Source organism: Heyndrickxia sp. FW510-T9 (genome assembly GCF_058781025.1).
The window spans coordinates 1-12,749 of record NZ_JBYSWK010000014.1 but is presented as its reverse complement, the minus strand read 5'-3'; the positions used below and the strand labels follow the sequence as shown (position 1 = coordinate 12,749).

General features: G+C 35.7%; 12 protein-coding genes. All 12 read left to right on the top strand.

The genetic code is table 11. The features are described 5' to 3' along the window. Nucleotides 1-189: 189 nt before the first annotated feature. A complete protein-coding gene (locus AC3WJF_RS09415) occupies nucleotides 190-315 on the top strand; it encodes a hypothetical protein (RefSeq protein ID WP_492451486.1) in 126 nt (41 codons plus the stop codon). Nucleotides 316-651: 336 nt separating this feature from the next. Beyond that, on the top strand, nucleotides 652-1,320 hold the full coding sequence (locus AC3WJF_RS09410; protein WP_492451484.1) for an NEAT domain-containing protein: 669 nt from the start codon (nucleotides 652-654) through the stop codon (nucleotides 1,318-1,320). 13 nt (nucleotides 1,321-1,333) lie between these two features. Further along, nucleotides 1,334-3,394, top strand: coding sequence for an NEAT domain-containing protein (locus AC3WJF_RS09405; RefSeq protein ID WP_492451482.1), 2,061 nt, complete (start codon nucleotides 1,334-1,336; stop codon nucleotides 3,392-3,394). Between the two features lie 175 nt (nucleotides 3,395-3,569). Continuing rightward, complete coding sequence (gene isdE / locus AC3WJF_RS09400) at nucleotides 3,570-4,448, top strand: heme ABC transporter substrate-binding protein IsdE (protein WP_492451480.1); 879 nt, start codon at nucleotides 3,570-3,572, stop codon at nucleotides 4,446-4,448. Between the two features lie 28 nt (nucleotides 4,449-4,476). Further along, nucleotides 4,477-5,460, top strand: coding sequence for a FecCD family ABC transporter permease (locus AC3WJF_RS09395; protein WP_492451478.1), 984 nt, complete (start codon nucleotides 4,477-4,479; stop codon nucleotides 5,458-5,460). Further along, a complete protein-coding gene (locus AC3WJF_RS09390; protein WP_492451476.1) occupies nucleotides 5,450-6,220 on the top strand; it encodes an ABC transporter ATP-binding protein in 771 nt (256 codons plus the stop codon). Before AC3WJF_RS09395 ends, AC3WJF_RS09390 begins: the two co-directional genes overlap by 11 nt. 27 nt (nucleotides 6,221-6,247) lie before the next feature. Next, nucleotides 6,248-7,021 carry a class B sortase gene (srtB, locus tag AC3WJF_RS09385; RefSeq protein WP_492451474.1) on the top strand — a complete coding sequence of 258 codons (774 nt, stop codon included), beginning with the start codon at nucleotides 6,248-6,250 and terminating at the stop codon, nucleotides 7,019-7,021. 70 nt (nucleotides 7,022-7,091) lie between these two features. Continuing rightward, nucleotides 7,092-7,436, top strand: coding sequence for a heme oxygenase (gene isdG / locus AC3WJF_RS09380; protein ID WP_492451472.1), 345 nt, complete (start codon nucleotides 7,092-7,094; stop codon nucleotides 7,434-7,436). Between the two features lie 343 nt (nucleotides 7,437-7,779). Continuing rightward, complete coding sequence (locus AC3WJF_RS09375) at nucleotides 7,780-9,261, top strand: FTR1 family iron permease (RefSeq protein ID WP_492451470.1); 1,482 nt, start codon at nucleotides 7,780-7,782, stop codon at nucleotides 9,259-9,261. Then, the gene (efeO, locus tag AC3WJF_RS09370; RefSeq protein ID WP_492451468.1) at nucleotides 9,258-10,418 is read left to right on the top strand and encodes an iron uptake system protein EfeO; all 1,161 of its coding nucleotides are present in this window, start codon (nucleotides 9,258-9,260) and stop codon (nucleotides 10,416-10,418) included. The genes AC3WJF_RS09375 and efeO overlap by 4 nt, the downstream gene beginning before the upstream one ends. 153 nt (nucleotides 10,419-10,571) lie before the next feature. Then, nucleotides 10,572-11,813, top strand: a complete 1,242-nt coding sequence (efeB, locus tag AC3WJF_RS09365; RefSeq protein WP_492451466.1) for an iron uptake transporter deferrochelatase/peroxidase subunit — start codon at nucleotides 10,572-10,574, stop codon at nucleotides 11,811-11,813. Between the two features lie 479 nt (nucleotides 11,814-12,292). After that, nucleotides 12,293-12,511 (top strand): hypothetical protein, encoded by a 219-nt coding sequence (locus tag AC3WJF_RS09360; protein ID WP_492451464.1) that lies wholly within the window; start codon nucleotides 12,293-12,295, stop codon nucleotides 12,509-12,511. The last annotated feature ends 238 nt before the right edge of the window (nucleotides 12,512-12,749 follow it).

Here is a 12,749-nt window from a genome sequence, read left to right as displayed (position 1 = left end):
ATTATTTTAAAAACGATTTATATCCCGAATTATTTAATATACTATTTGAAGAGAAAAGAATAATTAATGCCATGATTGATAAGGGCTATAATAGAGAATTAATATTAACACCTTTTCCGCAATTACTATTTCTTTCAAAGTTGTTAAAAGAGTCTTCAAACATAATGGGGATTGATAAGAGTTATTCTAGTGAACGATAAACTAAATAGAATTGTTTTCGAAACAGGAGCAAAAGCTGAAAATCTATTAGATTACAGCTTTTTTTTTCTACTAACAGAAACACAGCGTTGTAAAGTACTAGCAGGCTACAATTAGCAGCAATTTGATGATGACCTACAGAATTGCCAGAGTATTTTCGTACATACTGATAGAGACAGGAAAAAGCACAAAGAAATATCTGGGGAATATGTAGGAATTAGGTTAAACTGATAAATTTCAAAATTATCATTGACATTGATAATCATTATCAATTACTATGAATGTGAAATAAGTCTTACAATACTTTTCATGTGGGGGTGAAGAGGGGATTATTTTTTTTAATCCTTATTGAGAATAATAATCATTATCAATAAATAGAGTAGTGTAAGGTGGTTATTTTGAATTTCAAAGTAGAATGAAATATCAAGTACATAGAATGAAAGGATGATTAGGGTGGCAAAACTTAGAAACTATAGTTTGATTCTATTTTCAATGGTCATAGTACTTTTATTTATGACAACACCAGGCAAAAACACATCTGCACAATTAGCTGACGGGACTTATAGCATTCAATATTCTGTGATTAAGCCTGATAATGGATCGGCATCGATGGCGGATGGCTATTTTTCCAAACCAGCAACATTAACAATAGATAAAGGTAAGTACTTTATAACACTGAATGTAACAAGCAGTTCGATTAAAGAATTTCAAGTTCGATCCGGTGGAAGCTATAAAAATGTTTCAAATGTAAGTAAAAAGGGAGAGGTAAGAACGGTTAAGTTTGCAATTGACAGTATATCCAATACATCGAATGCGAAAATGCATGTTATAGCTAATGAATCTTACGATCACTGGTATACAGTCAGACTTTCATTTAATGAAAATAGCTTGAAGGTTATCAAACTATCAGATTCAGCTACTAATAACAATGAAAGCAAGTCAAGTGCGGCTCAAACTAAAAATTCAGCACAAGAGAAGACAAATAATGCACAGTCTGCAGGAAATAAAACAGAACAAATAAATAATCCAAAAACAGGTGATTCAGCTTCTATTGTTCTATTGTCACTACTTTTTATAGGGTCGCTTGTACTGATTGGAAGAAAAATAAAATTTAGTAAATAGGGGGATCATCCAATTGAAAAAAGCAATAAGATTATTCGTTTGTATGTTTGTTTTACTTCTTGCATTGAATGGACCATTACAATCTCTTGGTGTTAAAGCGGCTGAAATCGAATTAGCGGATGGTGAATATAGCCTTCCATTGAAAGTATTAAATGTAAGCTCTGATGATGCATCTTCCTTTAATTCTTATTTTAAAGATCAAGCAGTATTAAGAGTAAAAGACGGGAAACAAGAAATTCTTTTAACACAAATAAAGGGATACAGTGTTTTAGGGGATATAACATTTGATATAAATGGTACATCTACTAAGTTTGTACAAGAAAGTGCCGATGAAGCAGAGCAGACTAAAGTTCTGAAAGTAGCAGTTCCATCGATTCAAACTAGCTACCAAGCAGAAATTGCTGTTCCAGCAGCTGGACATTCCTATCCAGTTCGCTTCGTACTTGATTTATCTAGTCTTAACGAAGGAAATGAAAATAAGGATAATAATGAGAATACTCCACCTGTACAGAACGAAGACCCAACCAAAGTAGATCCTGAGCAAAAGGATCCTAATACCGGATTAAAAGATGGTGAATATAGCCTTCCGTTGAAAGTATTAAGTGTAAGCACTGATGATGTCTCTGCCTTTAATTCTTATTTTAAAGATCAAGCAGTATTAAGAGTAAAAGACGGGAAACAAGAAATTCTTTTAACCCAAATAAATGGATACAGTGTGTTAGGGGATATATCATTCGATATAAATGGCGCATCTACTAAGTTTGTACAAGAAAGTGCCGATGAAGCAGAGCAGACTAAAGTTCTGAAAGTAGCAGTTCCATCGATTCAAAATAGCTACCAAGCAGAAATTGCTGTTCCAGCAGCTGGACATTCCTATCCTGTTCGCTTCGTACTTGATTTATCTAGTCTTAACGAAGGAAATGAAAATAAGGATAATAATGAGAATACTCCACCTGTACAGAACGAAGACCCAACCAAAGTAGATTCTGAACAAAAGGATCCTAATACCGGATTAAAAGATGGTGAATATAGCCTTCCGTTGAAAGTATTAAGTGTAAGCACTGATGATGTCTCTGCCTTTAATTCTTATTTTGCAGATAAAGCAGTATTAAGAGTAAAAGACGGAAAACAAGAAATTCTTTTAACACAAATAAATGGATACAGTGTGTTAGGGGATATATCTTTTAATATAAATGGAAAATCTACTAAGTTTGTACAAGAAAGTGCCGATGAAGCAGAGCAGACTAAAGCTCTGAAAATAGCAGTTTCTATGATTCAATCTAGCTACCAAGCAGAAATTGCTGTTCCAGCAGCTGGCCATTCCTATCCTGTTCGCTTCGTATTTGATTTAACTAGTCTTAATCTAGGAAATGAAAATAAGGATACTAACGAAGATAATAATGGGAATACTCCACCTGTTCAGAACGAAGATCCAACCAAGGTAGATCCTGGTCAAAAGGATCCAAATATCGGATTAAAAGATGGTGAATATAGCCTGCCTTTAAAAGTATTAAGTGTAAGCTCTGATGATTTCTCTGCTTTCGATTCCTATTTTGCAGATAAAGCAGTATTAAGAGTGAAAGACGGGAAACAAGAAATTCTTTTAACTCAAATAAAAGGATACTCTGTGTTAGGAGATATATCATTTAATATAAATGGAAAATCTACTAAGTTTGTACAAGAAAGTGCAGATGAAGCAAAGCAGACTAAAGTTCTGAAAATAGCAGTTTCTATGATTCAAAATAGCTACCAAGCAGAAATTGCTGTTCCAGCAGCTGGCCATTCCTATCCTGTTCGCTTCGTATTTGATTTAACTAGTCTTAACCTAGGAAATGAAAATAAGGATACTAACGAAGATCCAACCAAGGTAGATCCTGGTCAAAAGGATATCGATAATCCGAATTTTGATCGTAATGCAGATAATTCCGTTGATCCAACTGGCAAAAATGATGCGGTTGAAACAGAAAAAACGAATCCAAAAACAGCGGATACAGCCCAAATTGGATTGTATATTTGCCTTTTACTTGGTTCATTGCTGGTATTGATTAGAAAATATAGAGCAAAATCTTTATAAAGTCTTAGGTAAGGGAAGGAGCTAAATAGCATTGTTTCGTTCCTTCCCTTTTTCTTTTCTACTCCGAATGAATATCTATTTCTCTTAAACTTACTATTTATAGAAGTTAGTATTTTAGGATATTTAAGGGAAATTGTAGCTTATTTGACTGCTTTAGAAGGAAGGGGAGTGTAAAGTGCGACGCCTAAAAGCAGGAATTTGTTTACTACTAATTCTCTTCGTCATTAATGGTTGTGCAAGCCAAACGAATAAAGACAATATCACTAAAAAGGCGACTGATCCTAAAGTGCGCATCGTTGCTACAACATTTGCGATAACAGAAATTATGGATCAGCTTGGGCTGGAATTAGTAGGAGTTCCAACTACAGAGTATAAGCTACCTAATCGTTATAAAAAAGCGACGGAGGTTGGTAATCCTATGTCGCCAGATATGGAGATTATTAAAACACTGGATCCAACAGAAGTATTGTCTGTTACAACGTTGAAATATGATTTAAGTAAAAGTTTTAAAGACATGGATATTCCAGCTAGTTATTTAAATCTACAAAGTGTAGAAGGATTAAATCAATCTATTAAAGATTTAGGGAAAAAGAATAATCGAGAAAAACGTGCAAATGATTTAGTTGATTCTATAGAAGCTAAGATAAAAAACATTCAAGAGCAAACGAGTCATAAAAAACATCCAAAAGTATTGATTCTTCTTGGGATCCCTGGAAGTTACCTTGTAGCGACAGAGCATTCCTATGTGGGGAATTTAGTGGAGGTAGCTGGGGGAAGAAATGCGATAAAAGGACAGAGCGTAGAATACATTTCTGCCAATACGGAATATTTACAGAAATCAAATCCAGATACTATTATTCGCTTATCTCACGGAATACCGGATGAAGTAACGAAGATGTTTAATCAGGAATTTCAGAAAAATGATATTTGGAAGCATTTTAATGCGGTCAAAAATAATCGTGTCTATGATTTGAAAGAACCTTTATTTGGAACGACTGCAAATCTGCATGTAGATGAGGCGTTAGATGAATTAGTGGAAATACTTTACAAATAACATGTTTAATCATTAAAGGAAGATAAATATGAATAAAAAATTGATTAGTTTCATTGTAGTGATAGGATTGCTTCTTGCAATGTTTAGTTATGCTGCCATTACAGGTAGTGTAACGGTTCCTATTAAAGACCTGTTAGTTGGATTGATCAATGGTGGAAATAATAAAGTGGAAGTGATTAGAGACCTTCGTTTTCCAAGAATGATTGTTGCAATGTTTGCTGGAGCCACTTTGTCCGTTGCAGGAGTATTGTTTCAGGCAGTAATGCGTAATCCACTAGCTGATGCAGGTATCATTGGGATTTCTGCAGGTTCCAGTTTCTTTACACTATTTGGAATGCTTTTTATGCCTGCTTTGTTTATTAGTGCACCATTATTCGCATTTATTGGTGGCGGATTATCTTGTTGCTTAGTCTATTGGCTTTCATGGAAATCAGGACTTAAGCCTTTGAGAATTATCCTAATAGGTATTGCGATAAGTGCCATGTTCACTGGATTAAGAGATTCATTGTTGACGATTTGCACTTATTTCAATATAACAGCTGGTTCATCCAATGCATCTAATTTAGTGATGAAAACATGGGGGGATGTCCATGTCATTGTAACGTATGGAGTTGTAGGACTAATACTGGCGATAATCGTAAGTGCCTGGTGTAATCTTCTAGCACTACAGGATAAGAAGGCAAAGAATCTAGGATTAAATGTGACAATGGCTCGCTTAATAATATCGGCCATTGCCGTACTATTGGCTGCTGTAGCAACTTCGATTGCAGGTGTTATTTTGTTTGTAGGACTACTTATTCCACATATTTCTAGGCAGCTTGTTGGTTCAGATCATCGAACATTAATACCGTTTTCAGCATTAGCAGGAGCATTATTAATTCTAACAGCTGATACATTGGGACGCACCTTAGTTGCTCCATTAGAGATTCCTGCATCAACCATTATGGCAGTTATAGGTGGTCCATTCTTAATATTTTTGTTAAGAAAGAGTGAGCGTGTCCATGGAATTTAAGTCTATTTCCTATTCATATAATCAAAAACGAGTACAGTTAAAGTCAATAAGTGGAAATATATCAAAAGGAAAGATTACTACTATTATTGGACCAAATGGTTGTGGGAAATCAACGCTTCTTTCTGTGCTGGCCAGAACTTATAAGGCAAAAACAGGACAGATCCTATTAGACGGTAATTCGATCGATCATTATAGTCCCAAAGAATTAGCAAAAAAGATTGCGATGGTATATCAGCAAAATGAAGCACCAGCCGATGTCACAGTAGAGCAGTTAATTGGGTTTGGTAGAATTCCTTATAAAGGTGTATTTAAAAAGCATTCCTCTGAAGATGAGGAAGTAATTGAATGGGCTATTACGTGTACAAATTTACAAGAGAAACGTCAGTTGCCACTGGAGCAATTATCCGGGGGAGAGCGTCAACGCGTATGGATTGCGATGTCCCTAGCTCAAAAAACAGATATATTGTTTTTAGATGAACCCACAACATTTCTGGATATCTATTATCAAATGGAACTATTGGAACTGGTGAAAAAGCTGAATCAACAATATGGATTGACTATTGTCATGGTATTGCACGATATCAATCAAGCGATTCGATATAGCGATTCGATTATTGTCATGAAAGATGGAGAAATAATTGCCTCTGGGATCCCTGATGAGGTCATTACGGAAGAGACTATTAAAGAAATTTATGGAGTAGATGTAGCTCTTCAACGAAATAACTTAACCGGGTTATACATGGTTCCTTTAGGTATTTAATTACACAAAGCAAGATGAGCAGATAGGATGATTATGATGAAAAAGCTGTCAACACTAATCCAACGTATTTTTACAGTAATAGTTATTGTTGTATTTGTTTATTCTGGATATCAGCTTTTCATCATTTTTAATAGCTATTATCAAAATCGTAAAGTTTTAGGAGAAGCGCAGAAAATCTATGACAATAGTAAACAGACTGAAATGGTATCGAATAAAGGGGAAATTAGGAAACAATTCAAGCCACTGCTTGTAATAAATAAAGATATAGTTGGATGGATTACTATCAATGACACGCAGATTCATTATCCAATACTCCAAGCGAAGGATAATAACTACTATTTAAATCGAAATTATAAAAATGATCCAGCACGAGCAGGAAGTATTTTTATGGACTATCGTAACGATATAAAATCCAAAACGGAAAAAAACACGATACTTTATGGTCACAGAATGAAAGATGGCTCCATGTTTGGACAACTGAAGAAATATTTAGACAAGGATTTTTTTCAGAAGCATCGTACCATCTATTACGATACCTTATATCAAGGTTACGATTTAGAGGTTTTTTCAGTATATCAGACGACCTCAGATTTCTACTATATTGAGACAAATTTTCCATTAGAAAAGGATTTCTTGACCTTCATTGATGAGTTGAAAAAGAAATCCATCTATAAAACGAATATATCATTTTCAGGTAAAGATCGAATAGTGACTTTGTCTACATGTGATTACTCATTAGATCCATTAAAAGGAAGATTAGTCATTCATGCTAAGTTAGTAAAGAGAGAGGCAAAAACATAGAAGAGTCTAGACAATGCGATAGCTTCATAAATTGGAAATGAAAATTTTCAAGAAAATAGGAGGAAGATACATGTATATTGTAACCAATACAGTACATTTAAAACCGGGGAATGCGGAGCAGTTCATTAATCGTTTTAATAAAGTAGGTAAAATTGAAGGAAAAGAGGGTTTTGTAGGGCTTGAAGTATTATTAACTCAAAATACAAAGGATTATGAAGAAGTGACGATTGTTACAAGATGGGAAAACAAAGACGGCTTTAATGGCTGGTTAAAAAGTAATGAGTTTAAAGAAGCGCATGCTCATCGTGGGGGAGTACCTGAATTTATAATAAAAAATAAAACGACCTTTTACGATGTAAAGGTAGTGAGAAAACCGTTAGTGAACCAGGATCAAGTAGAAGTATCGACTAATTAAGTTGGTTGTTTCGCATTGATTATTTTGGTGAAAATCGCTTTGATTCGAAAAGTGTTACTTCTATTTAATCATTGTTATCGTTAAACAAATAATAAAATGAAGCCGGTTACACCATAAAGTGGTGAAAATCGGCTGTTTTTGTATCTGGATATACATTTAATGTTGAAAATCTACTTTTTATGGTGGCACCCCTATGTTCTTTTTTTGCAATAATAAGTAATAATGATGTCCAAATATATAACACTGGATTTAATTTGGTATTGACAGTTGTTCTAAGTCGCAATAAACTATAATATGTATTGATAATGATTATCATTATCTTGTTTTGGAAGGTGGAGAGAAAGTGTTTTTACATAGATGGAAAGGCCTTTTTCTGATAATGATTGGCATATTCTCTTTATTGCTGATATTGCCTAACTTTACTTATGCAAAAGATAAGGTCGATATCAAACTAGCAATATCAAATTTGGAGACAGCCGTAACAGCTTTAAATAATAAAAATAGCAAAGAAGCAGATCAAGCATTTACCAATTTCAAAAATTGGTGGCAGAAAAATCACATTCAAATTCGTGAGGACTCTCCTGATGCATCAATTGACATAAATCAACAGATTAGTACTGCTGCCATTGACATTTTAAATAATGACAAAAGTGCAACAGAAGATCTGCAAACTCTTATCCAAACTTTTCGGGATTATGAAAGTGGATTATATGGAGGGGCAAATAAAGAAAAGCACTCATCCATGGATAGCTACATTCAAAATTTGGAAGCCACCAGGCTAGCATTAGAAAATAAACAATGGGCGACGGCACAGGCAAAAATAGTGCAACTTCAGCAGGATTGGTTATCTGTTGAAGGTGATGTTGTGAGTAAGTCGCAATCTATTTACACTGAATCCGAAAAAGACCTTGTGATGATGAATGCGTACTTGTCAAAACCATCAACAAGAGAAAAAGCTCTTCCTTTGATTTCACAAATGATTACAAATTTAAAATCTCTATCCTCTAGTAGCTATGGAATGTGGGACGCTGCCTTAATTCCACTTAGAGAGGGATTAGAAGCACTCCTAGTAATTGGAGCACTTTTGACTTTTGCTAAAAAAGCACAGTCAACTTCAACTCGTTATTGGGTTTGGGGCGGTACGACTCTCGCTGTCCTAACATGTATTGCCGTTGGTATTATTGTATCCATGCTGCTATCAGCTGCAGCCTTTGGAAATAATAATTCCCTTATTAATGGCTGGTCTGGCGTGATTGCCAGTATTATGTTGTTATATGTTGCTTACTGGCTCCATCGCAACTCTGATATAAAAAGATGGAATAATTTCATACGTTCCAAAACGGAAAAAGCAATGAGTCAAAAAAGAATGCTCTCTTTTGCATTGCTTGCCTTTCTTGCTGTATTACGGGAAGGAATGGAAACGGTCATCTTTTTAATAGGGATGGTTGGCCGTATGCCAACATCGCAGTTAATTACAGGGATTGTTGTCGGTTTTGGTATTTTAATAGTTATCGGTTATTTAATGCTGAAAATCGGTACGAAGCTACCGCTTAAACCATTTTTCTTAATATCAAGTCTTATTGTTTTTTACTTGTGCTTTAAATTTATGGGATCAGGAATACATAGTTTACAAATGGCGGGAGTATTACCATCAACGGTTTCCGATCAGTTGCCATCTGTCAACCATTTAAGCATTTTCCCATCCTGGTATAGCACTGCACCACAAGTGTTATTTTTACTCATTGCTTTTACCATTATCATAAAAGGTCAATGGGCGACACATCAAAAGAATAAATTAATGAAGGGAGTTTCGTCACCACGATGAAACAATATAAAAATTCAATCATTCTTTCTATTATTATGGTTATCATCCTTATACCTGCACTTGCTGCTTGCGGGAACGAGGAGAAACAATCTAATAAGCAAGCTAGTTCTCAAGCGGAAGATCCAGTAAAACAAGGAACGAAAGTAATGCAAAGCTTGAATCAAAAGCTTCAAAACGCTATCAATGATAAAGATGTAGACAATGCGAAAAAATATGCAAAAGAAATTAATACACAATGGTTATCTTATGAAAATCAAGTTCGTGACCGCTTTCCATTGCAATATGCTAAAATTGAAAGGTTCCAGCAGCCAATCTATGCACAGTCTAACTTAAGCAAGCCGGATTTGACGGAAATGCAAAAAAACAGTGAACAATTAGATGCACAGTTAAAAGACTTGGCTGCCGCTAAAGAAACGAAAGTGGAAGCTAGTAAGGAAATGGATTTAGCTGTGAAAAATTATAAAGATTATGTGCAAGACCAAACAGAACAATTAGTAGAATCAACAAAAGCTTTTGCGCAAGCCGTAGAAGCTGGAGATATAGAAAAAGCAAAACCATTGTATTCAAAAGCACGTGTTTATTATGAAAGAATTGAACCTATTGCGGAAAGCTTAGGAGACTTAGACCCTAGAATCGATGCCCGCATTAATGATATAGATAAAGACACAGAATGGACTGGTTTCCACGAAATAGAAAGAGCGATATGGGAAAAGAAAAGCTTAGATGGTCAAGCAAAATATGCGAAACAACTGGTTGAAGATGTGGAAGCCCTACTGGAAAAAGTAAAAACATTAGATATAAAACCGAAGGCAATGGTTGCAGGATCAATGGATTTATTAGAAGAAGCTGCTACTTCCAAAATTACAGGTGAAGAAGAAAGATACTCTCACACAGATTTAATTGACTTAACAGGCAATGTTGATGGAGCCGAAGCAGTATATCAAGCGATTATTCCTGCTCTTAATAAAAACAATAAAGAGTTAGCTACAGAACTAGATGAGGAGTTTCAAGCTATTAATAAACTTCTAATGAAATACAAAAAATCAGATGATACTTTTGTTAGTTACACAGACTTAACTAAATCGCAAATTCGTGAGATTAGCAATGAATTAAGTAAACTATCAAAACTTATGGCACAAACTGCAAAAGTTTTTTAATGGATAAGAAAGTAAAATCAATTATTTAACGAATGTTTAATCAATGTCTAGCGCAAGCAATCTATCGGCGTACGGATTTTTTAGTCGAGGACTACAATATCTGTACGTGCGAGATGCGGCGCTTGTACTTTTTTAAGGAGAGCTGATGGATTTATGAAAGAGGAATCGGAAAAAACTCAAACAGAATATTCGAGACGCGACATTTTAAAAATGGCAGCTTTAGCAGGTGGCGGAATTGCCATTGCTACTAGCGGTCTTGGTGCAGCGATGCATTTTGTAGGGGCGGAACCCAAAAAGAAGAATAAGAATTCCGACCTAATTCCTTTCTTTGGAACACATCAAGCTGGAATTGTCACTCCTCATCAAAGTTATGGATATTTAACAGCTTTTGATATTGATCCCGCTATACATCAGGTGGAGAAAGTCATGGCATTGTTTATATCATGGACCCAACTTGCGTCAACCTTAACGAAGGGGCATTTTCAATCGAATAGCTCTAATACCCAGCTCCCGCCAAATGACACAAATGAAGCGAAGGGGTTAGGTCCATCTAATTTAACTATAACATTTGGTTTTGGTCATTCATTCTTTTTAAAAAACGGCAAAGATCGATTTGGCTTAGCTAAGTCGATGCCAAATGAGCTTGTGAAAATTCCAAAGCTGCCACATGATTCCTTAGATGGAGACATTTCTAATGGGGATCTTATTGTTCAAGTTTGTGCTGATAATCAGCAAGTTGCCTTCCATGCTATTCGAAATTTAATTAAGGAAGCACTTGGAACGGCAAATGTAAGATGGATGGAAAACGGATTTATCAATCGCCCAAAAGGAGAAACTCCTAGGAATTTGTTCGGATTCAAAGACGGCACCGCTAATGTTTCTGAAACAGATACCGCTGGACATGACCGTGTTATTTGGGCAGGGAAAGACGAACCAAAATGGATGCAAGCGGGAACATATTTAGGCTATCGAAAAATTAAAATGCATATTGAAACTTGGGATCGAGATTCTTTTAGTGATCAAGAGAACATTTTTGGTCGTCGGAAAGATTCTGGAGCCGCATTTGGTAGAAAGCACGAAAAAGATAAGGTAATCATGGAAAAGCTTCCGGCAGACTCCCATGTTCGACTTGCCCATAGCACGGGACAAGAAATTTATCGACGAGCATTTTCATATACGAATGGAATCAACGAAAGAACAGGAAACTTGCAGGCTGGTTTATTATTCATTTCATTTCAAAATAAACCATCCCAATCGCTGATTCCAATGCTTCAAAAACTTGGAAAATTAGATGCTTTAAATGAATATACCACTCATATTGGAACCGGGCTTTTCGCAATTCCGCGTGGTATCAAAAACAATGAATACATTGGTCAATCTCTATTTGAGGGGTGAGGGGACGAGTCCCTCACCCTATTAATTTTTAATGAAGGGAAAAATGGAAGAGAAAAAAGGGAGGGTTGACCTTTAGAAGGTATCAAAAGGACAGATGGAAGCAAAAAGAGAAGCGAGTTGTCCTTTAAAGGGATTCAAAAGGACAGTAGGAGGCAAAAAGAGAAGCGGGTTGTCCTTTAAAGGGATTCAAAAGGACAGTAGGAAGCAAAAAGAAAAGCGAGTTGTCCTTTAAAGGGATTTAAAAGGACAGTAGGAAGCAAAAAGAGAAGCGAGTTGTCCTTTAGAAGGAACCAAAAGGACAGATGGAAGCAAAAAAGAAGCGAGTTGTCCTTTAAGGGATTCAAAAGGACAGTAGGAAGCAAAAAGAGAAGCAAATTGTCCTTAAGAAGGACCCAAAAGGACAGATGGAAGCAAAAGGAGAAGCGAGTTGTCCTTTAAGGGATTCAAAAGGACAGTAGGAAGCAAAAAAGAGAAGCGAGTTGTCCTTAAGAAGGACCCAAAAGGACAGATGGAAGCAAAAAGAGAAGCGAGTTGTCCTTAAGAAGGACCCAAAAGGACAGATGGAAGCAAAAAGAGAAGCAACTTGTCCTTTAGAAGGAACCAAAAGGACAGATGGAAGCAAAAAGAGAAGCGAGTTGTCCTTTAAAGGAATTCAAAAGGACAGTAGGAAGCAAAAAGAGAAGCAACTTGTCCTTTAGAAGGAACCAAAAGGACAGTAGGAAGCAAAAAGAGAAGCGAGTTGTCCTTTAGAAGGACCCAAAAGGACAGAAGGAAGCAAAAAGAGAAGCAAATTGTCCTTTAGAAGGAACCAAAAGGACAATAGGAAGCAAAAAGAGAAGCAAGTTGTCCTTTAGAAGTTAACAAAAGGACAGAAGGAAGCAAAAAGAAAAGGCATTTGTCCTTTTAAAGGTTCAAAAGGGCAATACCTCTTAAATA